Origin of the sequence: Methanoregula sp. (genome assembly GCF_028679125.1) — an archaeon.
Lineage (GTDB): Archaea > Halobacteriota > Methanomicrobia > Methanomicrobiales > Methanospirillaceae > Methanoregula.
Window position 1 is genome coordinate 33,137 of record NZ_JAJRCG010000010.1, and the last position, 24,460, is coordinate 57,596.

The 24,460-nt window shown below is 57.8% G+C and carries 24 protein-coding genes; 12 read left to right on the top strand and 12 right to left on the bottom strand.

Features of this window, described 5'->3' with window-relative positions:
* Positions 1–18: 18 nt before the first annotated feature.
* The 3 genes from thiL to LUQ43_RS08380 are packed head-to-tail and all read right to left on the bottom strand — an operon-like array spanning position 19 to position 3,678.
* Positions 19–882, bottom strand: a complete 864-nt coding sequence (gene thiL / locus LUQ43_RS08370; RefSeq protein ID WP_299966214.1) for a thiamine-phosphate kinase — start codon at positions 880–882, stop codon at positions 19–21.
* Positions 875–2,839 carry a DUF460 domain-containing protein gene (locus LUQ43_RS08375; protein WP_299966216.1) on the bottom strand — a complete coding sequence of 655 codons (1,965 nt, stop codon included), beginning with the start codon at positions 2,837–2,839 and terminating at the stop codon, positions 875–877. Before LUQ43_RS08375 ends, thiL begins: the two co-directional genes overlap by 8 nt.
* Positions 2,824–3,678: an RIO1 family regulatory kinase/ATPase gene (locus LUQ43_RS08380; protein WP_299966219.1), complete on the bottom strand. Its 855-nt coding sequence runs from the start codon at positions 3,676–3,678 to the stop codon at positions 2,824–2,826. The genes LUQ43_RS08375 and LUQ43_RS08380 overlap by 16 nt, the downstream gene beginning before the upstream one ends.
* Positions 3,679–3,777: 99 nt before the next feature.
* On the opposite strand from LUQ43_RS08380, the gene LUQ43_RS08385 reads away from it, so the two are divergent.
* Positions 3,778–4,425: a hypothetical protein gene (locus LUQ43_RS08385; RefSeq protein WP_299966222.1), complete on the top strand. Its 648-nt coding sequence runs from the start codon at positions 3,778–3,780 to the stop codon at positions 4,423–4,425.
* A gap of 87 nt (positions 4,426–4,512) precedes the next feature.
* The gene (locus tag LUQ43_RS08390) at positions 4,513–5,271 is read left to right on the top strand and encodes an NAD+ synthase (RefSeq protein WP_299966225.1); all 759 of its coding nucleotides are present in this window, start codon (positions 4,513–4,515) and stop codon (positions 5,269–5,271) included.
* Here LUQ43_RS08390 and LUQ43_RS08395 read toward each other — a convergent pair.
* Together LUQ43_RS08395 and LUQ43_RS08400 are read right to left on the bottom strand one after the other, a co-directional pair.
* Positions 5,243–5,950: a glucose-6-phosphate isomerase family protein gene (locus tag LUQ43_RS08395; protein WP_299966227.1), complete on the bottom strand. Its 708-nt coding sequence runs from the start codon at positions 5,948–5,950 to the stop codon at positions 5,243–5,245. The two genes, LUQ43_RS08390 and LUQ43_RS08395, sit on opposite strands and share 29 nt — an antisense overlap.
* A gap of 171 nt (positions 5,951–6,121) precedes the next feature.
* Positions 6,122–6,868 carry a DUF128 domain-containing protein gene (locus tag LUQ43_RS08400; RefSeq protein WP_299966320.1) on the bottom strand — a complete coding sequence of 249 codons (747 nt, stop codon included), beginning with the start codon at positions 6,866–6,868 and terminating at the stop codon, positions 6,122–6,124.
* A 59-nt stretch (positions 6,869–6,927) separates the two neighbouring features.
* Here LUQ43_RS08400 and LUQ43_RS08405 point away from each other — a divergent pair, with 59 nt between their 5' ends.
* The 3 genes from LUQ43_RS08405 to lysS all read left to right on the top strand — a co-directional run bounded on the left by LUQ43_RS08405 (position 6,928) and on the right by lysS (position 10,982).
* Positions 6,928–7,881: a hypothetical protein gene (locus tag LUQ43_RS08405; RefSeq protein ID WP_299966230.1), complete on the top strand. Its 954-nt coding sequence runs from the start codon at positions 6,928–6,930 to the stop codon at positions 7,879–7,881.
* A gap of 127 nt (positions 7,882–8,008) precedes the next feature.
* Positions 8,009–9,343 carry an NAD(P)/FAD-dependent oxidoreductase gene (locus tag LUQ43_RS08410; protein ID WP_299966233.1) on the top strand — a complete coding sequence of 445 codons (1,335 nt, stop codon included), beginning with the start codon at positions 8,009–8,011 and terminating at the stop codon, positions 9,341–9,343.
* Positions 9,344–9,440: 97 nt separating this feature from the next.
* Positions 9,441–10,982, top strand: a complete 1,542-nt coding sequence (gene lysS, locus LUQ43_RS08415) for a lysine--tRNA ligase (protein ID WP_299966236.1) — start codon at positions 9,441–9,443, stop codon at positions 10,980–10,982.
* A gap of 120 nt (positions 10,983–11,102) precedes the next feature.
* Here the strand turns inward: lysS and LUQ43_RS08420 are convergent, their stop codons facing one another.
* The 5 genes from LUQ43_RS08420 to LUQ43_RS08440 form a co-directional block, all read right to left on the bottom strand.
* On the bottom strand, positions 11,103–11,576 hold the full coding sequence (locus LUQ43_RS08420; protein ID WP_299966239.1) for a peptidylprolyl isomerase: 474 nt from the start codon (positions 11,574–11,576) through the stop codon (positions 11,103–11,105).
* 61 nt (positions 11,577–11,637) lie between these two features.
* The gene (locus LUQ43_RS08425; RefSeq protein ID WP_363318508.1) at positions 11,638–12,285 is read right to left on the bottom strand and encodes a peptidylprolyl isomerase; all 648 of its coding nucleotides are present in this window, start codon (positions 12,283–12,285) and stop codon (positions 11,638–11,640) included.
* Positions 12,286–12,349: 64 nt separating this feature from the next.
* On the bottom strand, positions 12,350–13,030 hold the full coding sequence (locus tag LUQ43_RS08430) for a hypothetical protein (RefSeq protein ID WP_299966241.1): 681 nt from the start codon (positions 13,028–13,030) through the stop codon (positions 12,350–12,352).
* A 1-nt stretch (position 13,031) separates the two neighbouring features.
* Entirely contained in the window at positions 13,032–14,696 is a 1,665-nt protein-coding gene (locus LUQ43_RS08435; RefSeq protein WP_299966243.1) for a PEGA domain-containing protein, read from the bottom strand.
* A gap of 69 nt (positions 14,697–14,765) precedes the next feature.
* A complete protein-coding gene (locus LUQ43_RS08440) occupies positions 14,766–15,944 on the bottom strand; it encodes a PLP-dependent aminotransferase family protein (RefSeq protein WP_299966324.1) in 1,179 nt (392 codons plus the stop codon).
* Positions 15,945–16,061: 117 nt separating this feature from the next.
* Here LUQ43_RS08440 and LUQ43_RS08445 point away from each other — a divergent pair, with 117 nt between their 5' ends.
* The 6 genes from LUQ43_RS08445 to LUQ43_RS08470 all read left to right on the top strand — a co-directional run bounded on the left by LUQ43_RS08445 (position 16,062) and on the right by LUQ43_RS08470 (position 22,018).
* Positions 16,062–16,502, top strand: coding sequence for a C-GCAxxG-C-C family protein (locus LUQ43_RS08445; protein ID WP_299966246.1), 441 nt, complete (start codon positions 16,062–16,064; stop codon positions 16,500–16,502).
* A 424-nt stretch (positions 16,503–16,926) separates the two neighbouring features.
* Complete coding sequence (locus LUQ43_RS08450) at positions 16,927–18,168, top strand: aldo/keto reductase (protein WP_299966249.1); 1,242 nt, start codon at positions 16,927–16,929, stop codon at positions 18,166–18,168.
* Positions 18,161–18,736 (top strand): TetR/AcrR family transcriptional regulator, encoded by a 576-nt coding sequence (locus LUQ43_RS08455; protein ID WP_299966252.1) that lies wholly within the window; start codon positions 18,161–18,163, stop codon positions 18,734–18,736. Before LUQ43_RS08450 ends, LUQ43_RS08455 begins: the two co-directional genes overlap by 8 nt.
* Positions 18,733–19,458, top strand: coding sequence for an ABC transporter ATP-binding protein (locus LUQ43_RS08460; RefSeq protein ID WP_299966255.1), 726 nt, complete (start codon positions 18,733–18,735; stop codon positions 19,456–19,458). The genes LUQ43_RS08455 and LUQ43_RS08460 overlap by 4 nt, the downstream gene beginning before the upstream one ends.
* Entirely contained in the window at positions 19,451–20,857 is a 1,407-nt protein-coding gene (locus LUQ43_RS08465; protein ID WP_299966257.1) for a hypothetical protein, read from the top strand. The genes LUQ43_RS08460 and LUQ43_RS08465 overlap by 8 nt, the downstream gene beginning before the upstream one ends.
* Before the next feature lie 414 nt (positions 20,858–21,271).
* On the top strand, positions 21,272–22,018 hold the full coding sequence (locus LUQ43_RS08470; protein WP_299966260.1) for a class I SAM-dependent methyltransferase: 747 nt from the start codon (positions 21,272–21,274) through the stop codon (positions 22,016–22,018).
* A 288-nt stretch (positions 22,019–22,306) separates the two neighbouring features.
* On the opposite strand, the gene LUQ43_RS08475 is transcribed toward LUQ43_RS08470, so the two are convergent.
* Both LUQ43_RS08475 and LUQ43_RS08480 read right to left on the bottom strand, forming a co-directional pair.
* Complete coding sequence (locus LUQ43_RS08475) at positions 22,307–22,531, bottom strand: type II toxin-antitoxin system HicB family antitoxin (protein ID WP_299966263.1); 225 nt, start codon at positions 22,529–22,531, stop codon at positions 22,307–22,309.
* Between the two features lie 124 nt (positions 22,532–22,655).
* Positions 22,656–23,477 (bottom strand): site-specific DNA-methyltransferase, encoded by an 822-nt coding sequence (locus LUQ43_RS08480; protein ID WP_299966266.1) that lies wholly within the window; start codon positions 23,475–23,477, stop codon positions 22,656–22,658.
* 214 nt (positions 23,478–23,691) lie between these two features.
* Between LUQ43_RS08480 and LUQ43_RS08485 the strand changes: the two genes are divergently transcribed.
* Positions 23,692–24,453, top strand: a complete 762-nt coding sequence (locus LUQ43_RS08485; protein ID WP_299966269.1) for a hypothetical protein — start codon at positions 23,692–23,694, stop codon at positions 24,451–24,453.
* Positions 24,454–24,460: the final 7 nt, after the last annotated feature.

Genomic DNA, 24,460 nt, shown 5'->3' on the forward strand with positions numbered 1-24,460 from the left:
GAAGGAGAAAATAAAAAATTATTCCCATTTGTGCTGGTAGCCCCGCTTCTCCAGGGGCTTGCCATCCACGGTAGCCGTACGCTGCGGGACAACGGTGCCGATGACCGTTGCATCCACACCGGCAACCGGGAACCGGTCGGGTGCGATCGTGAAGATCAGTTCGTAATCCCCGCCGCCATACAGCGCAAGTTCGAGTGCCTGCTTTGCGGGAATACCGGCGGGAAGGGGAAGTTTTGACGAATCGATCGCAAACCCGCAGTCGTTTGCGCTCATCAGGTCATAGAGCGAGAGTGCAATCCCGTCGCTGTCGTCCATCATCGCGCTCACACCGGCCCTGCCAAGGAGTTGTCCCTCCGTAACCCGGGGCTGCGGCTCGAACAGGAACTTCTCGAACTGGTGGTAGCCGTCCAGCCATGCCTGCGCCTGTCCCGGAATGCCGGTAATACAGACCAGGTCACCCGGCCAGGTGCCGGCTCTCCGGGCAATATCCCTCCGGTCAACGAGGCCCAGGCCGGTCGTCACGACCGTAAGTTCGTTATGGTGGTCGATGTCGCCGCCAATGATCTCCGTCCCGTACTTCGTGCAGCAGTCCTTTGCGCCCTGCATCACGTCCTTAAGGCTCTTCCAGTCATCGAGCCCGACCGCGATGAGCAGGAATTTCGGCGACGCTCCCATGCTCGCGATATCCGAGAGCGTGACCGCCGCGCTCATCCATCCGGCCTGCCAGTCGGTCATACCCTCGACAAAGTCCGTTGACCGGTGGAGCATGTCGGTCGTTGCCACCATCACCTGTCCGCCGCAGGCAAATTCAGCACAGTCATCGAGGCACCTGTCCTTTCCGACAATGCCCATCACCACGTTCAGGAGTTCCCGGTCATCCACCTTTCTTCACTTCCTTACCGCGTTCGCTCTTGTACTCCTTGAATATGTGCTCGATCATTGCAGTCTTCTTCTCCCGCTCGTGCAGATCCTGCGTCTCCCGCCAGCGGTGCAGAGCCGCGTCGAGCGCATCCTTGCCGCACAGCCCCTGCTTGCCCCTGATCTGGGTGCTCGTCTCCCGGTCGGAAAGGAGCGGGATCGCGGCTTCCCGGAACGACGGGAGCAGCTGGGGATCGCTCCCGGCAAGCGTCTTTTCGCCCATAATGATCGCACCGGCTTTGAGTTCCGCGAGATCCTTGAGCACGCTCCTCCCCCAGCCATCGGTCCGGTTCACGTACACGATATCGCCCTCATCAACCCCGACATCCTCCACGAGCCGGCGCAGCCCCTCTCGGGTCAGGGTCTCCATCACCTTGACCGGCACAACGTCCCCGTCCATTGAGAGTTCGGCAAATTTTTTGATCCGGGCAAGGCGTTTTACCAGGTTCCGGTTGTGCCGCTCTTCCTTGTGCAGGCGCTTTTTGAGACTCTGGATGACCGCGTCGCGCTTCACCACCTCGCTGTCCTTTGCCAGTTCCGCGTCCCGCACGGTGTGGACTTTTTTCAGCCGGGCTGATAGCCTGTGGATCTCGTAGTCCTTTCCCTTCACCTCTTCCTGGAGTTCGGCAACAAAGGTCTTCAGGCGCTTCACCATCCCGTCCAGCACCCGGACCCGCTCATCGTGCTTCTCATCAACGGCCACCGGGGGTGCCTGCACTACCGCAGGTTTTGCCACCGCGTTCATATCGCCAATCACCTGGTCGAGCGACTGCCCCCGGATCACCCGGGCCCGCACCTCATCCAGATCGTGGCCCGGGGGAATGCGTTTCATCAGGCTCTGGAACCGCTGGCGGTAATGGCGGTAAGCATCGAGTGCCGCTGAGAGGGCATCCCGTTCGTGGTCGTTCGCGTACTCGAACGGTTCGGTCAGATCCATCTTGGTCTCCACGCTCGTGTCCTGCTTTGGCGTGAATGCAACCGCTGCAAACGCCCTGCGAATCTTCTCGACCGTGAAGGGCATCGGCTCGACATCGGAGGCGATGACCAGCGGCTTTCCCACCTTGTAGAGCGATTCTATCACATCCGACATGTTCATCTGCCGGGAACTGGCGAGATGGAGGATGTTGCCGTCAAGGTCGAGTGCGGCAATACCTGTGGTGGTGCCGGGATCGATCCCGACAATCAGGTATCGCGGTTTTGCAAAGAGCGGACGGAACCGGATCCGCTCGAGCCGCTTGCCGCTGATCCTGACCTGCACGTCCGATCCGCGGTACATGGAGACCGGAACCTGGTCCCGGGTGGCAAAGACCCGGAACGCGACCCGGCTGCACCCCCCGAATGCCTTTGTCTCCTTCTTCTCGTACCGCAGGCCGGCAGCTACGAGCGCCTGCTCGATCTCGCGGCCCTTGAACTGGACGGCCCCGTGCATCTTCCGGACGTACCGGTTCTGGCTCCACCCGCCCTTGCCCGGCGAGCGGTGCCGGCTGACCACGATCTCGCTCTCGTTCTCGAAGGCGATCACCTCCGCGCCGGCGCCCAGCGTGGCAACCTGCGCCGTTGTCCGGGCTTCCGCAAAGGGATCGAACTTGTTGAAGCTGATATTGTACCGGCCGGCAACCTTCTGGAGCGTCTCCTTGCGCTCGCCCCCGGTTACCTGCACGAGCCGGGTCTGCGGGGGCAGGCCCTGTAAAAAGAAGAAGAGTTCGTGCTGGTCGGCCGCGATTTCCTGAAGACTGTCGACTGCGAGGATGTCCGGCTGCTCTGCGGAGAGCATACGGAAGAGGCGGAAGAGCGAGACTTCCGACTCGCTTTCGATCCGGGATCCATCCATCCGCACAAGGGCATACATCGGCCGACGGGATCGCGACCGGACAGAGCCTTTGATGATGTCGATACCAAAGACCTTCAGCCGGTCACCCATTGCAACGCAACCTCCCGGTCGCGCTTCAGCTTGTATTTCCTCTTGAAGAATGCCAGGATGTTGTCGATGTCCCGCCCGGCTATCGCTTCCGCGTTCGGGTGGTCGGTTCCGACCCACTGGGGCCAGTCGATGAGGATGCATTTCCCGTCCTCGACAAGGATATTGTATTCCGAGAGATCGGAATGGATGATGCCGGCCTGGTACGCTATACGGACATTTTCCAGGATCTCGTCGAGGAATTCGTCGGGAGACGCGACGTTGCAGCGGTTGAGAATGGGGCCGTTGATGAGGGACATCACGACCGTGTGCCGGTTCTGGGCAATGGGGAGCGGGACGCTCACCTTCGGGTGAAGGGCCTTGAGCGCCTGGTACTCGCGCTCTGCCGATTTTCGCGAGGCGATGAGCCACGGGCAGTGCCCATCCTCCATGTACTCGCGGTTGAGCCGTGCTGATGAGAAGGAACGCCCGCCCACCCGGTGGAACTTGATCGCAACGGGCCCGAGGCCAAGGGCTTCGTACACCACGGACTCCTTGCCCTCGCCGAGCAGCGTGCCCAGAGCCGAGATCGTACCCTTCTGCGTGAGGGTGGCGAGCGCAAGCGTGTCGTATCCCCCGAAGACGAGGGCATACCCGTCGTACGGGACCGGGTTGAACCGGACCATCCCCCATTCCATGAGCCGGGAGAGCCGGTAATTGATCTCCGATTCGGAGAGTTTTGTGGCGGTCTTCAGGTATTCGAGCGGCACCCACGCGTACCGCTTCATCCCGCGTTCGAGCGCGAGCAGGATGGATTTCTCATATTTGTTCAGGGTGCGGATATGCTCCGCTGCAACGCCCATAATCGTTAGAGTGGTTATGTGCGAGAGTATAAAATCGCATCTTTGGTTCCCTGCATACCTTAAACATCTTTTATTATCCAGCATTGATCGGATCGGATGATGCAGTGCAGCAAGTGTAAGCGCGAGGCAGTGATCTTCCAGCCCTATTCCGGGCAGTATCTCTGTCCGGCTCACCTGACCCTTGATATCGGGACAAAGGTCAGGCGGATGATCCGCCAGCAGCAGTGGATGCGGCCGGGCGATCACATCGGCGTAGCCCTGACCGGCACTGCGGCGGATAATGCCCTTCTCTTCTTTTTCCAGGATCTTACCGGTAAACGCATGGATATACGGGTGTCGGGAATTCCGGCGGAGGGGGGGATTTCAGGGGTCATGGCTGCGGCAGGCACGAGGGGGATCACCCGGATCGCTCTTTCCACAACGCTTGAACAGGCATCGGCCTCACTCCTGGCGGACATCCTCCGGGGCGATGTTGAGCAATGCACGGGTACCGACCCGGATCTTCCCTCTACGCCGGTACTCATACTCCCATTCAGTCACATCCCGGCGGATGAGATCGCGGCATATGCCCGTATCCATGGTATTGAGGGGGACACGCCTGCCCGGCAGCAGGATACCGATCCGTTGTTGATGGATGTGCAGGCCCTGCTCGCCGAATATTCCCGGCGCCACCCTGCAGCGCCTCACGCAATCCTGAACCTGTGCGAAACGCTCCAATCCCCCGTGCGTCAGGATTCCGGTAGATAATCGAAAACGGGGTGGGAGGACTGCCCTGTACTGAGGTTACCGAACAGTTGAAAAAGATCTTCCATTAACACTTACTGGAGTACGAACATGGACGTGGATAACGGGCTCGGATGCAGGATGGGCAGGGTGGAACAGATGATCCGGTATGCATACTGGAATACCGGATCAAGGGGGATCGTCATCGGCCTGAGCGGGGGGATAGACTCGGCAGTTGCGGCGGCATTCTGCTGTCGGGCCGTCGGGCCGGCCCATGTCCTCGGGCTCTCACTGCCGACGTCTGTCAGTAACCCGGACGATATCCGGGATGCAGGGAAATTATGTGATCTCCTGAAGATGTCCCATGAGGTCATCAGCATCGATCCCCTGCTCGATGCGTACCGTTCCCTGCCGGGATTTCTGGAGACGCCGTACCTTCTTGGGAACCTGATGGCCCGCATCCGCATGGCCACCCTGTACTACCACGCGAACCGGGACAACCGGATCGTCTGCGGCACCTCAAACCGGAGCGAGTACCTGGTGGGCTACTGCACCAAATACGGCGACAATGCCGCTGACATCCAGCCCCTCCTCCACCTCTACAAAACAGACGTGTATGTCGTTGCCCGGGAACTGGGTATACCGGAGCCCATCATGAAGAAGGTCCCCTCTGCCGGCTTATGGGAAGGGCAGAGCGATGAGAAGGAGATCGGCCTCACCTATGCCGAGATCGATACCTCGTTAAAATCTCTTGAGAAGCAGCAGTGGCTGGCGCGGACACCGACAGAAGAGAAAGTGCTCGCGCTCGTAAAAAAGAGCGAACACAAGCGGCAGCCGGCACCTAATCTTTTAGCAGTATGTCCAGAATAGCTGCGTAGTCTTCTGGTCTGTTCAGGAAGTCCAGCGCTTTCTCATTTCCTATCAGGCTGTACAATGGCCCGCTGACGATCCGGTGCGCCTCGTGTCCGGACCTTGCCCTCACAAACCTGACCGGGGGAACAGCAGGATACCGTGGATTCTTTCGGAGTTCCCCGGTACACAAATCGAAATATGCAGCCCCGTGGTGCGACTCGTACTCCCCGTACTCGCTCTCAAAGGTGGTGGAGACGATATTTGCCATGGCAAGCGTTTTATCCGGAGATGGATTGATGGAGACGTGCCCATATCCCGGTGGTATAATGACAACCTCTCCCGTACCTGCACGGATCATAACGATATCGCGAAGATCGCGCGACTGGAGGAGATAGTGTGCCTGCCCCTCAAGAACCTCGTAGATCTCCGGGTAGCCCATACCCGCGGGAGTCTTCGGGTGGTAATGGCCCTTGGTCTTCACCCGTTCCCCGCAGAGATCGCGGGGCGGAATAACGGTAAGGTCATACCTCAGGTGATGGGAATGCAGCCACCGCCAGTCCGCGTCCGACTTTGCCAGATCGCGGTACATGGAGTAAAGCGGCCCCTCACCGGAACACGACGAATCGGCAAGGACCGGGCGCATCTCCTCTATTGTCCGGACTGTAGGGGAAGGCAGTTCCCCGTCCCATCCTAGCATCACCAATTCTTTTTCATTCAAGGTAATAATACCCGGCGCTCGCCCGGGCCCGGGAATGTATCCTTCTTACTGCCTGTTCTGTGATCTGTCTTCAGGTGAATAGACAAAATCGCGCGCATCGCAGAGAGGTATGCCCGGCACAGGGTATCTGGTAGTAACCAGGTTTTCCGTTCAGAAATCCCGGATATCTACCATCTCTGAAATATCCATCAGGCCTTTCATTGCCTGGATCTGCACCCATCGCCCCCCCTCACGGATCGCGGCGAGCGGATTGGTCCCTCCGATTGCGGCGATACCGATGAACTGGGGATTGACCGGGACACCGAGCAGGGGCACGTTGGGAATGCCCACCTCAAGGATGCCTGAATAACTGCTGTCTGCAAGTTCATCCAGCACCTGTCCGACAAGGGGCTCTGCCTCCATGTGGAACTCCCGTATATTGGCGAGGATGTTGCCGCTGCCCTTGTGCATCACGTTTGTTACGGACGTGGTCTTCTGCGAGATAAGCACCTGGAGCGGATCGATGGTAGTATGTTCGTAGAGAATGATATGCGTGAACCGTACCGGGGTCATGTTCTCGATCTCGACAACGCCACCGCCGATCGGGTTGACCGGTATGCCGCGCCGGATCAGGAGCCCGTCGAACGTGATGCTGCACAGGGTACAGATCCCCGTGGAACCGGCCGGGATGACAAAACCTGAAACTTTCTCTCCCGATGCAAGGAACCTGACGAGCCCGCTGACACTGACACCGGTCCTGTTTGCATCTTTCAAGATAGATATGGCAAAGTCAAGATCTTCATTTTTGATCAGGGAAAGGTTGTAGACAACCTTTCCCTCCCCGGTTGTGGGATCAAACGTGACCTGGATGGCATAGTCCTCGATAATATGGTTGACAAACTTCAAGGGTACCATCATTGCAGTAATCTCGGGCATTTCAATAGAAAAATTGTTCTATAAGTCCATGAAAAGTATTCATGATGGAACACGATATGCGGGAAAAAGCCAAGAATGCGATGCGGCTCATTCTTGAAGCGGCTCGTTTTGAGGTGGAGGAGGTTGACGAACCCCTCGACCTTTCAGCAGTCCGTGACAGCACATGCCTTCTTGTGCTCTGTTCAAACGACCGCCCTATGATTGCACAGTTCGACAAGACCAATTACAGTCTCATGATCGATGACCAGGAGATGACCTGCAAGAAGCTGCTCTTCACGCTCGAAAAAGATCCCGGTACCGAGAACTGTATCCAGTGGGGTGTTGACGAGTTCGTGCGGTATACCGGTGAAGCGGTACTTGCAGATATCGTTGGCCGCGAACTGGCACTCGATCTCACGCCCTCAAAGGCAAAGAAAGCGGCGGTTGCAGCGGCGGCCGAGAAAGAGGAGGAACCCTCTGGGATCACCCTCCTCCACTTCCCGATCAAGCTCACCGAGCAGGCTGCAATCCGGGCCGGGGGGATCCAGGGAACCGCAAAGCTCAGGTTCATCCCCTATTTCCTCTTCCACTATACGAGCACGGGAGAGCAGGTATACAAGGACCGCCGCATACCGTTCGACGCTGACGGGTGGGGTGCGATCAATGCGATCAACGGGATCAAGATCGATCTCGATGGTAAACTCGTGGAGGAGAAGGAGATCCCCGGAGGTGCCGAAGTCTGCGATCCCCATATCCGGAAAGATGAGGCATCAGAGCGGATCGTGAGCGAACTGATCGATCGGCTCACCCAGAAGGTCCGCATCAAGCAGGAAAAGGGAGATGCGATCTTCTACGAGGAGAAGGTCCTCAAGCCCGACCGCAAGAATATCACGGTCGATGCAAAGCAGGTCTATATTCCCGTATGGCAGATCCGGGGCAAGAAGATCGTGGAAGTGAATGCATTCACGGGCGAACTGCTCTCGGAACCGATGGATGAAGGCGTCGAAGTCTTCTAAAGAGAATGAACCCCCATCTCCTTTTTTTCCGTAAACGTTCCCGGCCATTACAGTCGATTCTCTTTTCCTGCGTTCCTGATGTTCCCGATGATGAGTGCCAACCCGCCCGCGGCGGGGCGGGATACCCATGATCGTTATCCTTGGCGGGGGGCCGGCAGGACGGCTGGCATCGATCCGCCTTGCAACGGCCGGAAAAGAGGTCACTCTCATAGAGAAAGGGGGAATCGGCGGGCAGTGCCTTCATTTCGGCTGCATGCCGGTCTGTGCCCTGAACGATGTTGCGCGCCATCTCCAGGCTGCCGGCACATTCCGGGATCTCGGGATTACCGATTCGGTCCCGAAGGTAAATTTCCCGGAACTCCTTAAGGAAATGCAGAAGATCCAGGCTACGATCACCGCCGTCCTCGACAAGGAGACACGGGATGCCGGTGTGGAGATCCGCTATGGGAAGGAAGGGCGGTTCGATGGGAAACAGGTCGTTCTCGGCGATGAAAAACTGGATGCCGATGCAGTCATCCTCGCGACCGGCTCCCGCCCCATGATCCCGGCTATTCCGGGAATTTCGGCTCCCGGTATCTATACCCCGCATTCGCTTCGCAGTATGGACCACCTGCCGGAACATCTCGCGATCATCGGCGGGGGGATCATGGCGGCGGAGTTCGCGTATATCTTCTCCCGTTTCGGGAGTAGGGTGACGATCCTCTCCCGGAGCACATTCCTCAAAAGCCTCGATGAGCAGCTCCGGAAACGGGCGTACCGTGAGCTTGCCGGTGTGGCGATCCGTGAAAAGACCGATGTACTCTCTGTCGGGGGCGGGCCGGGGAACCTGCTGCTGGATCTGAAAAGCGCGTCAGGTCATGACGTGCTTGATTGCGATGCCATTCTCATCGCTGCCGGCCTCACCCCCAATTCGGAACTGCTCGACGGGGTTGCCAAACGACCGAACGGCGAGGTGATCACGGACGAGTACATGCGGACGAATGTCCCCGGTGTTTATGCCGGCGGGGACGTGACCGGGCCGCCGTTCCTGACCCCGGTTGCCCGGCAGCAGGGGATCGTTGCCGCGGACAACATCCTTGGGAACCACCGGAAGATGGAGTACAACCACATTCCGCAGGCGCTCAATCTCGGGTACGAACTGGCCTTCTGTTCGGATGGCAACCCGAAAGCAAAGCCTCTCGTTGTACCGGGGCCGGCCGGTCCCGGCACCTTCTGGTCGGTCCCGGCATCCGATACCGGGTTTGCGAAGATCCAGATCGCACCGGACGGTTCGATCAGCGGCATGTGTTCTGCGTCCCCCGGGGGTGGATTGATCGCCGGCTACATGGCGCTCCTGATGAGGCACCACTTCTCCGTACACGATTTCGATGATTTCATCGAGGTCCACCCGTCCACCGACGGGGTTTATGGCCTTGCAAAATATGCATCCGAGGTTCTTCGCAGGCGCCGTGACCGCGAATAACCCGGCGTTCATTTTCCGTCGCAGGTGCTGAAGGTATTATTACTTTTGGCATCGCATTATTACGATACATATCTCCCCATACCCCGGGTGTTTTTCCATGACCAGTCCCACTGAAAATACTGTATTCGACCAGACGCGGCTTGACAAGATTGTCGCCCTCCGCGAGAAAGGGCTCGCGATGTTCCCTCCCACGTTCGACCGCAAGAACACCGTCCTTGAGATCAAGACGAAGTTCGCGGAGATCACCCATGAGAAGAGTGCGGAGAGCGTCTCGACGGCAGGGAGAATCTACATCGTGCGGAACCATGGCAAGACCATCTTTGCCGATCTCGGCGACGAGAGCGGTAAGATCCAGCTCTATATCCGCAAGAACGATCTCGGGGAGGATCAATTCGAACTCTTCAACCAGTATGTCGAGCGGGGCGACATTGTCGGGGTTGAAGGCCACGTCTTCCGGACAAAACTGGGCGAGATCACCATCTGGGTGGATTCCGTTACCCTCCTGTGCAAAGCGGTCTGTTCCCTGCCGGAGAAGTTCCACGGGTTAACTGATGTGGAGAAGCGCTACCGTCAGCGGTACGTGGACCTGATCGTCAACGATGAGAACCGGCAGACCTTCAGGAGCCGGAGCCGGATCATCTCGCTCCTCCGCCGGTACCTTGACGACCACGGCTTCTTGGAGTTCGAGACCCCCATCCTCCAGCCGGTCTATGGCGGGGCAAATGCGCAACCCTTCACCACCTACCACAACTCCCTCGACCAGAAACTCTTCCTCAGGATCGCCCCCGAGTTGTACCTGAAACGGCTTGTTGTCGGGGGATTCGAGCAGGTCTTTGAGATCTCGCGGAACTTCCGGAACGAGAGCATAGACAGCGATCACAACCCTGAATTCACGATGGTTGAGATCTACTGGGCGTACCGGGACTTCAGGGACATGATGGGACTCACCGAAGACATCGTCACGTCCATCATGCAGCAGGTCCACGGAAAGACCGAGATTCCCTTTGGAGAGATCACGCTCAATTTCACCAAGCCGTGGAAGAAGATCTCCATGGCCGATGCCGTGAAGGAGATCGGCGGTATCGATATCTTCGCGCACACGGTTGAGGAACTCCGGAAGCTCGCCCATGAGCACAAGATCGAGGACCCGGACAAGCCGCAGAGCCAGCGCGAATACCTCATTGCCTTCTTTGAGGGGCTCGTTGAGGAGAACCTGATCCAGCCGACCTTCATCTACGATTACCCGGTAGAGAACTCGCCGCTGGCAAAGCGCCACCGCGAGAAGGAGGGCTTCACCGAGCGGTTCGAGCTCTTCATTGCCGGCATGGAGGTGGGCAACGGGTTCTCGGAACTCAATGACCCGGTCGACCAGAAGGAGCGGTTTGAGGCACAGGACGAGAAGCGCCGTCTCGGCGATGTCGAGGCCCAGATGATCGATTACGACTTCATCAACGCGATCGGGTACGGCATGCCCCCGACCGGCGGGGTCGGTATCGGTATCGACCGGCTCGTGATGCTCCTCACGAACAACAACTCCATCAAGGAAGTGATCCTCTTCCCTTCGATGAAGACCCATAAGCCGGGCGACGATGAGGAAGCGTCTGAAGAGAAGCCGGAAGCAGCGGTAAAAGAAGGATAGTCCTTTCCGCTGCCCGATCGATCATTCTTTTTTTGGATCAGCTGATCCCACGCTGTGATCTTTTCACGTCCTGTGCAGGATAAAAAAAGGATTACGCTTTGATACGCGCAATTGACTGGTTTATTCGATGGTCACTTTTACCATCGTGACATCGTTCTTCGGCCGGTCTTCCCGGAGGGTCTTGGTCTTGCCGATTTTATCGACAACATCCATACCTTCAATGACCTTCCCGAAAGCCGGGTGTTTGCCATCAAGGAAGTTGTTGTCAGCGAGATTGATGAAGAACTGTGATCCCCCGGTGTTGGGGCCGGCGTTTGCCATCGAGATGGTGCCCCGGTCGTTCCGGTTGCCGGGCGGGAACTCGTCCTTGATAGCGTAACCCGGGCCTCCTGTGCCGTTCCCTTTTGGATCGCCGCCCTGGATCATGAAACCGTTGATAACGCGGTGGAAGATAATCCCGTTGTAGAACCCTTCGTTAACAAGTTTTTCGAAGTTGCCAGCGGTAATTGGCATGTCGGGTGCAAGCGCGATCCGGATCGTGCCCATATTCGTCTCGATCCGTGCAATTTTTCCTGGTTGTTCTGGTGCTGTCATAGTATCCTTAACAGTATGGGGATTACGGTTATATCAAAATGCTATGGGAAAAAAGGATGGTTCAGACCATTGTCGCACGGATGATTGTGACATTCTGGAGCGGGCGGTTGACCTTGCCTCCTGAGGTCTGGACTTTCCCGATGGCGTCCACGACATCCATTCCTTCGACAACCGTGCCGAAGACCGGGTGCTTTGTGTCGAGTCCGTTGTTGTCCACGAGGTTGATGAAGAACTGGGAGCCGCCGGTATTGGTACCCGAGTTTGCCATGGCAACGGTGCCGCGGCTGTTGCTGTTGGTACTCGTGAATTCATCCGGGATGACATATCCCGGGCCTCCCCTGCCGGTACCGGTGGGGTCCCCACCCTGTATCATGAACCCGTCGATGACGCGGTGGAATATGACCCCGTTGTAGTAGCCTTTCTGGACCAGCATCTCAAAATTACCGGCCGTGATGGGCATGGCGGGATCGAGCTTGATGGTGATGTTTCCCATCGAGGTCTCCAGCAGGACATTCTTTCCCGAAAGTGCAGGGATGGTGTGGTATACGGATGCCGATGCTACAGGTGCAGCAGTGACCGCGGGAGCGGTAACGGCAGCGGAGGCAGAAGACTCCGTTTTGACGGCGGGAGTTGACTGGGTGCATCCCGCACAGATCACCAGTGCTGTGACAATGATGGTGACAAGTACGACTGATTTGGGAAATTCCATACCCGGTACTGTGGGTGCGGTGGTAAAATAGAGATTTTGGGGAATATGATCCCCCGTCATTCACTTAATCTGCTTTTTTCTCTTCTTCCCTGCGGGCGCCGAAAACATAGATGGCACCGATTGCCAGGATGATCGATACAAGACCGGTAAGGAGGATAAGCCCGCCCTTTGTGGTGGCATCATTGTAATCCTTTGCAGACATGTCGATGGCAAGAACCGCGGCCGTGTTGCCGCTGGAATCGCCAAGCGAATCATCGATAGGGGCATAGGCGCTCATGAACGACCCGTACTGGGTGGTGTACGGTTCACGTGATGTGGTCGGCCCGGAGAGGGCAGCGAAGATCTCCATCTTGTCGGGAGCTGTGGAGACCTCGCCGGTCTTTGCCGATCCCGCCGGGTCATCCGGGTAGAGGTCATCAACGAGGAAGATCGCGGTCTTGTTGGGGTAGACCTTCAGGATATAGGCATTGAGGATATGGTCATCCATGCTGCGCATGGTCTGGAGGTTCGTTGCCACGGTAAGATATTCCGGTGAGGTCTCGCTTCCCGTGGTGATATTGGCGAGATCGCCCGCATGGACCTGGGTCGCCATGACCGAGACCGTGGATTTCATCCCCGCCTGGGTTACGCTCTTCAGCGCGTTTTGTTCACTGGTATAGGCAAATACCGTGAGGGCCCCGATGATAATAATCACAAGGAGCGAGGCCGCCCATAGTCTGGTTGATTTGGAACATGAACAGGTCATTTCAGGATCGCCTCCTGAGCACAGCACCGATACCCGCTGCCGCTACCAGCCCCGCGATGAGAATCGCAAGGGAGGGCGCGGATGCGGGAGTCGGCGTGGGTGCGGGCTGCATACTGATAGCAAGGGGCGTAGTCTGCCCGGAGTTCACCGTGGCGGTCTGCGAGTAATCGACATACCCGGTATACTTGAGCAGGACCTGGTGATCTCCGGGGGCAATGCCGGTAAGCGTTGACGGGGTATACCCCTTGAACAGGTTGTCGACATAGATCTCGGCACCGGCGGGTGTGGACACGACATCAAGCGCCCCGGTAGCCGGGACCGGTGTGGGGTTCACGCCGATAGGCGTCAGGGCCGCGTTGATCTGCGTGACAACATTCGGCTGGATGTAAATGGTGTTGAGCCAGTCATTGTACCCGGAGGCCGTGACCTTGAAGAGGCGGTTGCCGCTTACCACGTTATGGAGGGTGAGGGTCCCGGACGAGGGGATCTTTCCCTGTGATGCGCTGTCCATATAGACGTTCGCCCCGGGCATGGAGGTGATCGCGGCCGTGCCGTAGATTGCGGTGGTCATGACCGCGTTGAGGTTCTGGTTGGTGTTGCCATTCACGTATAGGGTTGTAGTATAATCAGAATACCCGGTGAGGGAAAGCCTGAACGTGTGGCTTCCGGGGTACAGGGTGACCGTCAGCGGCGCTTTTCCCTGGTAGTTCTCATCAACGTACACGAGCGCATTGGTGGGATTTGAGGTCACGTAGACCGTACCGGTACTATGGGGTGACGGAGGAGATGCCTGGAGGACCGGATAATAGGAGGAGGTCTGTCCGGCATAGACGGTGACAATCTGCGTGTTCGGGCTGTACCCGTTCAGGGATGCCTTCATGGTATAACTTCCCGGCGCAAGGTTCGGGATCGTGACCGGTGAATACCCGTAGGAGTTACCGTTCAGGTAGATCAGCGCACCAACGGGGCTTGACTGGGCATAGATCGTGCCGGTCTGGATCGGGGTTGGTGTTATTGTTATCGTGGGCGCCGTTGTCGGGGCGGTTGTGACCGGGTTCAGGGTCGCGTAGACCGCGACGTGCTGCCCGTTCTCCGGCATACTTCCCAGGGGTCCGGACCACGGGATATACCCGGTTTTTGTAACCGAGACGGTCCTGATTGGCGTTCCTGTCGGGGAGACCCCGACGGTACAGACTCCCTGCGCGATCGTGCACTGGTAACTGCCGTCAAATGATACGGATGCACCATCTACATTGCAGTAGGTGTCGATGTAACCCTTGCCGCCCCCGACTTCCGTGGGTTCGATGGTTACTATCGTGATGGTCGGTTCCGTTGTTACAACCGGGGGCACGGTTGCCGTTGTTTTCTGGGTAACTACGGTAGGCACGGTAACGGTTGTCTCATGGGTGACCACGGTCGGGACCGTTACCGTTGTTTCGGGGGTAACAAGTGTGGCAACGGTAACCGTCGGTTCCCGAGTGGGTTCTGTTGTAGGCACCGTGGTACGTTCAGTTGTCGGCTCTGCGGTTGGCGGGGCGGTTACCGGAGGTTCGGTCGTAACGGCCCCCACGGGGGTGTCGCCATCTGCGGCAACCGGCGCGGCAACAGCTATGCTGAGTGCACATACGACGAGTATTACGATCAGGATTGCACAAGATTTTCGCACAGTATCATCATCTTCCTGTACAGGTTATTCGGATAATCTCGCTATTTATGTGATCCGGTATTTATCGGTTTATGCCGAGAGCGATGCAATGACCCGTGCCAGCCGGTGCATACCTTCCGTGATCTGGTCTTTGGATGCCGATGAGAAATTCAGTCGGATCGTGTCCGTACCGCCCCCGTCCACGTAAAAGGGAAGGCCCGGCAGCACCGCGACCTTGTTTTTGACTCCTTCGTCAAACACCCTGCGGGACGAAAAGCCCGGAGGGAGGGTGGCCATCAGGAACATGCCGCCTTCCGGCCGGGTGTGCGGGACCTGCGGCATGAGGTCGTCGAAGAGATCGCACATCAGCCGGCACTTCCGGCCATACACCGCCACGATCTTCCGGATACTGGAATCGAGATCGCTGGTGGTGAGGTACCGGTGCAGGATCTTCTGGCAGAGGAAGTTGGAGTGGAGGTCGGCTGCCTGCTTGACGACATTGAACTTTGCGAGGATCCCTTCAGGCGCGTACATCCACCCGATCCGCATCCCCGGTGCCACGATCTTGGAGAACGAGCCGGAGATCACGGCCTGGTCGGGGACCCACCGTTTCACCGGGAGCCTTGGACAGGCATCGAAGAAGAGTTCCCCAAAAGCGTCATCTTCGTAGAAGACCGTGCTGCTCCCGTCAAGGATCTCCGCAACAGCTTTCCGCTTTTCCTGCGAGTAGGTCAGCCCGGATGGGTTCTGGGAGTTGGGGATGCCATAAAAGAATTTCACCTGCGTATCCCTTACCAGCCGTTCGAATGCATCAAGATCCGGGCCGTCCTCTTCGAGCGGCACGGTATCGATCACCGGCTCGTAGAGCGAGAAGGCCTCGATTGCCCCGAGGTAGCCAGGCCGCTCCATGCCCACGTGATCACCGGTGTTGAGGAAGAGCTTGGCAAAGAGGTCAAGGCACTGTTGCGAGCCGTTGACGATCTGGATCTCGTCAGCGGTTGCCGGGATGCCGAGCCGCTTGCGGTACCGGTCTGCGATGAACTCCCGGAGCGGGAGGTAGCCATCTGTCGTTGTATACTGGAGGGCGACCTGCGGCTCTTCGTCCATGACCTCGCGGGCCGCCCGTGCTATGCCTTCGGTATCGATGAGGGAAGAAGAGGGGAGCCCCCCGGCAAAGGAGATGATTGAGGGATCGGAAGAGACCCGGAAGAGTTCTTCGAGAAAGGACTCCGGTGCCCGTGCCACCCTGTCTGCAAACCGGTACTGCATGGTAAGACCTGCGCTATTTGAGAATACTGTCTTCACGTGCATTGGACTGCGGGAGAAAAAAAGGTATGGAGCCCCGCGGGCAACAACCCTTTTTATTCCCGGGATAACCGGTATAGCATGGCACCTACCAAGGGTGACGATGCAGCAGCACTGTTCGCGGGGGGCTGGTCCTGCTCGCAGGCGGTCTGCTGTGCGTTTGCACGAGACTTCGGTATTGACGAGAAGACTGCCCTCATGCTCTCCTGCGGTCTTGGCGGCGGGATGGGGCATACGGGGAACGCCTGCGGCGCGGTCTCGGGCGCCCTGATGGTGATCGGGATGAAGTACGGGCGTACGGAGCTGGGCGACCTTGCGTCAAAGGAGAAGACGTACGAGAAGGCGCAGGAGTTCATCGCAGAGTTCCGGCGCCGGAACGAATCATTGAGCTGTACGAAACTGCTCGGGTACGATCTCTCGGATCCGAAACAGCTTGCGGCGGCCCGGGAAGCGGGTGCGTTCAAGACAAAATGCCCGAAGTTCGTCCGGGATGCCGGGGAGATCCTGGAGACGCTGCTCTGAGTAGGGGCTTGGGGGGCACTCCTGTTTTCTGGGGTGTTTTGACTTACTCTCCCCCCGAAAAATAAGTGCCCGCAAAACGCTCTGTTTTCCAATCGGAGCCTGATTTGAAAAACGGGTTTTCTGATAGTCGCGTTTTTTGGCGAATTATAGAGTAATGTTTTGAAATATGGGTTTATTGAAGGTATTTTTGCGTTTTATGCCTCAGATGCGCTCGAAAAAACGTCTAATTGTTGCCTTTTGGTTGATCCGGGAGGGGGGTTTCGGTGCTTTTCCCTGGCCGGGGAAATGGCGGGAGGCTGGATCCGGGGACCGGAAAGCTGGGGCCAGGTATTTCACAACGGGGGACTCGTCGAGGGGGTGATCCATAAATTAATAAATAACACCATCCTATTGACTGACCAGTCAATTTACGTTGGTGTTCCTGATGTTATACCGGACCGTTCCCAAGACCGGCGACAAACTCTCGATTCTCGGCTTCGGCTGTATGCGCCTCCCGTCCACCCGGGCCGGGGGCGTGGATGAGGAGCGTGCGATCCGCCAGATCCGTCACGCGATCGACAATGGTGTCAACTATCTTGATACCGCGCCGGTCTACCATTTCGGGAAGAGCGAGCAGGTGCTGGGCCGGGCGCTGGCAGACGGCTACCGGGAGAAGGTGCGGATCGCGACCAAACTTCCCCACTGGGAAGTCTTCGAGCGGGAGGACATGGACCGGATCTTAAACGGCCAGCTTGCGATCCTCAAAACAGATCATATCGATTACTACCTTCTCCACAGCCTTGCCGGTAAGAGCTTTACGATTATGCGGGACCTGGGTGTCCTTGAGTTCCTCGATTCCGCAAAAAAAGATGGCCGGATCGTGAATGCCGGGTTCTCCTTCCATGGCCGGCTGGAGGAGTTCAGGGAGATCGTGGACGCGTACGACTGGCAGTTCTGCCAGATCCAGTACAATTACCTTGACGAGAAGAACCAGGCCGGGACGGAAGGCCTGAAGTATGCGGCGTCGAAGGGGCTCGCAGTCATGATCATGGAGCCGCTCCGGGGCGGCAACCTTGCCGGCCGGATGCCGGAGACGATCCGGAAGATGTGGGACGAGGCGCCGGTGAAGCGCTCGCCCGCTGAATGGGGCCTGCGCTGGGTCTGGGATCACCCGGAAGTGACGGTCGTCCTCTCCGGCATGAACGACGAAGTCCACATCGATGAGAACCTGCGGGCAGCGGGTTCGGCGCTGCCGGGTTCACTCACAGAGGATGAGCGGGCGCTGATCGGCCGGGTGCGGGACGAGTATCACCGGCTGATGAAGGTCGGGTGCACTGGCTGCGGGTACTGCATGCCCTGCCCGGCCGGTGTCGATATTCCCGGCTGTTTTGCAAATTATAATGCGCACGCCCTCTTCCCCCACGACCGTGCGGGAAAGTTCCAGTACATTGGCCGGCACGGCGGGCTTATGGGTGAGAAGTCCTATGCCGGGCTTTGCCGGCAGTGCGGGAAGTGCGCGAAAGCCTGCCCCCAGCATCTCCCTATCCCCTCGCTGATGAAGGAGGTCTCAAAGGAGATGGAGGGGATGATGGGCATCGCAGTCCCCGTCATGAAAGGCGGGCTCTGGTGCATCAACAAGGCCAGGCGGATCGGCCGCTTCTTCACCCGGGAGAAGTCCCATGCGTGAACCGGGCCCGGATAAACAGGAAGCGATCCTTGCAACCGCGCTCACCCTCTTCACCGAGCGCGGGTTTTTCGGCACCCCGACCTCGCTGATCTCGAAGGAGGCCGGCGTTGCCACCGGCACGCTCTTCTTCTACTTTAAAACCAAGGAAGACCTGATCGATACGCTCTACCGCCAGGTGAAGAGCGAAGCGGCATTGGCCATGTGCCGGGGCATTGAGAAGGAGAAGACCGCGCAGGCAAAGCTCCAGCGTCTCGGTCACAATGCGGTTGCGTGGGGGATCCAGAACCCGGCAAAGATGAAGTTCATGGAACAGTTCGCCCATTCCCCGTTTGTCTCAACGAGCGCCCACGAGGAGGGGATGTCTCATTTCCTCTTTCTCAAGGACCTGGTGCAGGACGGGATTAAGAAGGGCGAGATCCGCACTGTTGAACCGATGCTCCTCTTCTGTATGATGGCATCGGCATTCTCGGGCCTGATCGCCAGCGCCTCCCTTGCGGAGACGGCGGACGAACGCGTGAAGATCATTGACGAGGGACTGGATTTTATCTGGAACGGGATGAAAGCATGACGATTGTACTGGAAGCACGGAACTTATCGAAAACCTATGGCGATGTACAGGCTGTGAACACCGTGAGCCTCTCGGTTGAAGAAGGAGCGCTCTTCGGCCTCCTGGGCCCGAACGGCTCCGGCAAGACCACAATGATCAGGATGCTGACCGGGCAGACCCGGCCCACCGGTGGCACGGCAACCGTGCTCGGGGTTGACGTGACAAAGGACCCGGTCGGTGTCAGGAGCCGGGTGGGGATCATCCCCGAACAGGAGACCCCGCCCAGTTTCCTCACTGCGATGGAGTATCTCCGGTTCGTTGCCGCGGTCCGGAAGATCCCGGACATCGAGACAAAGGCGGACTGGTGGTTCGACTTCCTCGACTTTGCCGACAAGAAGAATGTGCTCTGCAAGGATCTCTCGCGGGGCACCCGGCAGAAACTGATGTTCACGCAGGCGTTCATCCATGAGCCGGCACTTGCTTTGATTGACGAGCCGCTGATCAACTTCGACCCGATCATGCAGGACCTCGTCAAGGAGTACCTCGCGGGCTACGTGAAGAAGGGAAAGACGATCTTCATCTCCACCCACATTCTCGAAGTGGCCGAGGAGATCTGCTCGGGTTTCGCGATCCTCCACAAGGGGACCCTGCTCCACACCGGTCCGGTCGCCGACCTGACCGGCAGGGGCGAGCACCTGCCCGCCTTCTTCCTCTCGCTCGTCCGGAAGGATCACCATGCTTGAACTCTTCCATGCCATGATGAAGGAGGAGTGGCGGATCCATTCCACGATGTTCGGCAGCCTCTCGTTTGCCCTCTTCCCGGTCATGATCTTCGGGATCGCGTTCATGGGCGCGTTTCTCGTCCCGCTGATGCAGACAACGCTCCCCGCAGGCAACCTGACGCTGATCCTCCACGCGAGCTACCTGATGCTCGGGATCATGGTCGGCGGGTTCGGCCTCCTGGGGAACGAGGTGATGAACCGCAGGTTCGGCCAGGCAAGCCTGCTCGCCTATTCTGCCCGGAGCCTCCCGCTCAAAGAATCGTTTATCTTTTCGAACTTCGTTGTCAAGGACACGGTCTACTACTTCTTCCTCTGGGTCCTGCCCTTCGGCCTCGGGTACATCATCGCTTCGCCGTTTATCGGGGTCTCCCTCGCGAGCGCCCTGCTTCTCCTCCTCACGCTCACGCTCGCGTTCCTCTTCGGCCTCTGCGCTGTCTTCTTCCTCTCCACGGTCTATGCCCGATCGCGCCCGGCGCTCTGGCTCATCCTCCTTGCTGTTGTTGCAGGAGGGGCCGGCCTTGCCGTGGTGACCGGTACGAACCCGGCGCTCTTCTTCCCGCCGCTTCTCCTCAACCATGCATTCACGTGGACGAACCTGATCGGTTCCTGCGCCATCCTCGCGATCCTCTTCGGGGTCGCAATTGCGCTCTTCAACCCGGAGTCCGTGGGGTCGGAGAAGAATTACCGGAACGCGTTCTCGCCCCTCATGGCCCGGCTCTCGTTCCTCCCGAACCCCCCGCTCGCTGCCAAGGATGCCATCGACCTGTACCGGAGCGGGAGCCTCATAGGCCAGACGCTCTTCTCGTTCATCCTTCCCCTCGCGGTGATCTGGTTCTTCCTCTCGCTGCTGGGCCCGTACTTCCCGCCGCACGGCTTGCTCTTCATCTTCGCGATCACCACCGGCGTTATCGCGTCCACGATGTACACGTGGGTCACGATGTTCGACAACTTCGGGCCGTACGCCTGCCTGCCCGTTGCGGTCAGCACGCTGATCGCGGGAAAGCTCACCACCTTCACGATACTCCAGCTGCTGCCGGCCATCTTCATCGCGGTCGTTGCGATCCTCTCCGGTGAGATCGCGTTCCTCGTCCCCGCAGTAGTTCTCGGCCTCGCGGTTTCGTTCTATGCCGTTGCGGTCATGGCCTGGCTCTGCGGACTCTCTCCCAACGTGCTGGTCTATGATGTGAAGGTGCTTGCCCTGTATCTCATCCTTGTGGGGATTGTGATCGTGCTCTTTACTGCCGCAGCGTTTGCGAACCCGTATTTCGCTCTTGCCTCGCTGATCCTCGCGGTGCCGGCATGGTGGTTCGTACAGAAGGCGAAGGTCCGGTGGGATGCGGTGGATCCGGCGGGGTTCTGAATCTTTTTTTAGAAACAAAATTTAGTGTACATTCGTACGTGCTGGCGCCGGAAGAAATTGCGACTGAAGATGTCGCATCCCTCGGTCCAGCCCCCACAAGATCCATCCTGTTGTGAACCAAAAAAAAAGGAAATGTGTCTGAAAAAACAGACTTTAATGAGAATGACCATGCGGTACTCTCCTTCTCTCCTGTGGGATATGATCGCGAATACTTTTCCGGGATATTTTCACGGAACGGGGCTGTATTAGATTTGCACATTGGCTCATCGAGTACAGCCCCTTCATTACAGAACACCAAAACAACAACCCGGGAACGTTGAGGATGATGTGTGATAGTTAAAACCCCTGCCAACTACTCCTGTCACGAAGGATATATTCCGGTTATTACATAATTTAGTAAAAGGAGTGTGTGCATTGGACATCCCACGTATCTTCACCATTACCGAAAGTGCTCACCGCATCCATAATCCGTTCACACCGGAAAAGCTCGCTACTCTCGGAGCAGCGTTGCGCCTAGAACCGGGGGCTCGTGTACTCGACCTCGGCAGCGGTTCGGGCGAGATGCTGTGCACCTGGGCACGCGATTACGGAATCACCGGCGTCGGCATCGACATGAGCCCGGTGTTCACCGAACAGGCGAAACTCCGGGCTGAAGAACTTGGAGTCGCCGATCGGGTCGGGTTCATCCACGGCGACGCTGCCGGCTACGTTGCCGACGAAAAAGTCGGGGTGGCAGCCTGTCTCGGTGCCACGTGGATCGGCGGGGGGGTCGCCGGCACTATCGGGCTTCTGGCGAAGAGTCTCTGTCCCGGAGGAATCATCCTCATCGGCGAGCCCTACTGGCGGCAGTTACCCCCGTCGGAAGACGTTGCCAGGGGATGCGGTGCCCATTCTGTCTCCGACTTTCTCATGCTCCCGGAACTTCTCGCGTCTTTTAACGACCTCAACTACGATGTTGTGGAAATGGTTCTGGCTGACCAGGACGGCTGGGACAGGTACGAAGCGGCCAAGTGGCTCACCATGCGCCGATGGCTCGACGCGAATCCCGACGACGACTTCGCGAAAGAAGTCAGGGCCAGCCTGACATCGGAACCACCACGCTACGCCGCATACACGCGTGAATACCTTGGATGGGGTGTGTTCGCGCTGATGGCGCGGTGATGTGAGGCAGTTGGGTACTGGGCGGATTGTCAACTGCCGTGGTGGCTGAGCTACACCCGGTGGCTCATCGAAGTCTGAGTTCATGTTTACTTTCGGAACATCCGTGCAACAACCCGGGAACGTTGAGGCTGTGGGGAATATATAAAACACTAATCTAACAGCCCCCGGCATTTTGTAGTACATCGGTGGGGGGTGAAAATATCCCCGCGTGCCGGGATATCAGCGCATGAACCATGGTATCGTCAACAAAAAAAGAGAGAAATTTTTTCCCCGGTTCACCCGGGAAACTTATGCGGAGTCAGCGACTTCGATCTTGATGATCTCGGAATGAACGGATGCAATGGTTTTATGCAGTTCCTCATTCTGGGCTTCCCGCACCACTTCAATTGCCTCCCGGATACTGGCAATGGCCTCACCCTGAGTGTTGCCATAACCACGGGCGGACGGGATCTCCACGCAACGGGCAGTGAAACCGCCCTTCTCGTGGGACTCCGTTATGATGGTGTAGTGCATGATTGTACAAAAATGACGGGTTCATTTACAAAGTTTCTGGTTGAAACGGCCCGTTCCGGGCAGGAAACCGGTAAAATACGGGAGACCCGAACGACAAAACCGGGCCTTGAGGGATCACGCCCGTTCAGATCTCAGTCTCGATCCGGCGCTGTGCAAGCTCGCAGTACCGGGTATCGATCTCGATCCCGACGCCCTGCCGGTTGCACCGTCCTGCGGCAACCAGCGTGCTCCCGCTTCCCATGAACGGGTCGAGCACCGTGTCCCCAACAAACGAGAACAGTTTCATGCACCGGCAGGGCAGCTCAAGGGGAAACGGTGCCGGGTGCCCGATCTTCTTCTTGCTCTCGCCATTGAATGTCCAGAGGCCGTTGGTCCAGGCCATGAACTCCTCTTTCGTAATGTCCGATTCGCGGGATCCGCTCGTCTTCTTCCACGAGTCCTTGTAAAGAACCACGATCAACTCGACCGGCGCGATCACGTACGGCGCTGAAGCGCTCGCCCATGACCCCCACGCGGTCCGGCGCGAGATGTTCCCCTCGTTCCAGATGATCGTTGAGTGGTAGGAGAAGCCCGCCTCTTTTGCAATGGTCGTAAGGTCTGCCCCCACGCTCTGCTGACCGCCCTTGTTCTTGTCAAGCGGGATGTTTAAGCAGAACCGGCCGTCGGCTTTCAGCCACCCGTGGCACCGCTTCATCCACCGGGACGAGAAATCCAGGTACTCTGCATAGGAGCCCCGGTCATCGTGGGAATTGTACGGGATGTCCACATTGTAGGGAGGTGACGTGACCACGAGGTCGATGCCCGCCTTTGCGATCTTTCTGGTGGCAAAGAGATCTTCGTTGATGATCGCGGATCGATCGGTCCGGAAGAAATAGTCCTTTGCCACGCAGGTATCCTCAGGTAATTTGTGTCTGCCCGAGGTATAGTAGTTCGCTCGTACGGACATTCCCTGTGCCGGGTGGGGATCTCTTTGCACTGTACCGTTGCTCGTGAGAACGGGAAACTGGTATTGATCTAACCCCGCGGTTATACGAATAACCGCTGCCATCATGTCAATATTATTAACGAGCTCTCCCACTTTTGGGAAGTGATTCGATTATCACGGTATATGAGGTGAACAAAGAGTGGTTTTGAGAAATGTGAAAGGAGTACTCCGGGCAGTGGCGTGCCTTCTCATCCTGATGCTTATCGTGCCGTATGTTTCGGCAACCGTTGACAGTGACACTATCCCGAAGAGTAACGATCCGAATGCTGAGGACCAGCCGGAAGCGATCGCATCCCTCAAAACCCATGTCGCCTTTGTCAGTGAATCGCTGGATGCCCGCATGGATGGCACGATCCAGTACATCAACACGATCAGCAACGGGACCGGTGCGATAACCCTCCGGGAGATCCATGATGACTATCTCGTGACCGCATCATCGATTCCCCTCATGCAGACCGCTGCCGAGATCACCGAGGCCCGCGAGATCCTCAACAGCAAAACCCGGGAATTTTCCGAAGAAACCAAGGCCCGGATGATAGAGTTCAACGGGAACAGCACGGCACAGAAAGCCAGGATCCGCGAATCCGTGAATGCGAGCAGTTTTGCACGTTCAACCAACGATACCCGTGTGCTCTCGCTCCGGAATGAATCCTCCCGGCTGACCGTGTTTAACCTGGAATCCCACGATCGCACGCTCACCCTCCGCACTCTCGGGAAGCAGGGCATCGATACAACGGTTGCGAAAAACCTGTCGCAGCAGATCGATGCACAGCGATCCAACCTCACTGCCGCCCTGACCAGCAAATCGTCAGCAGCACTGAAGATCACCAACGCCAGGATCAAGGATCTCACCCACCAGTTCCGCGAGACCGTTGCAGATTCGCGCGCCGCGTGGGAACTCGATATGAAGCGCAGTACGATGATGGCAATACCCTGATTTTGGG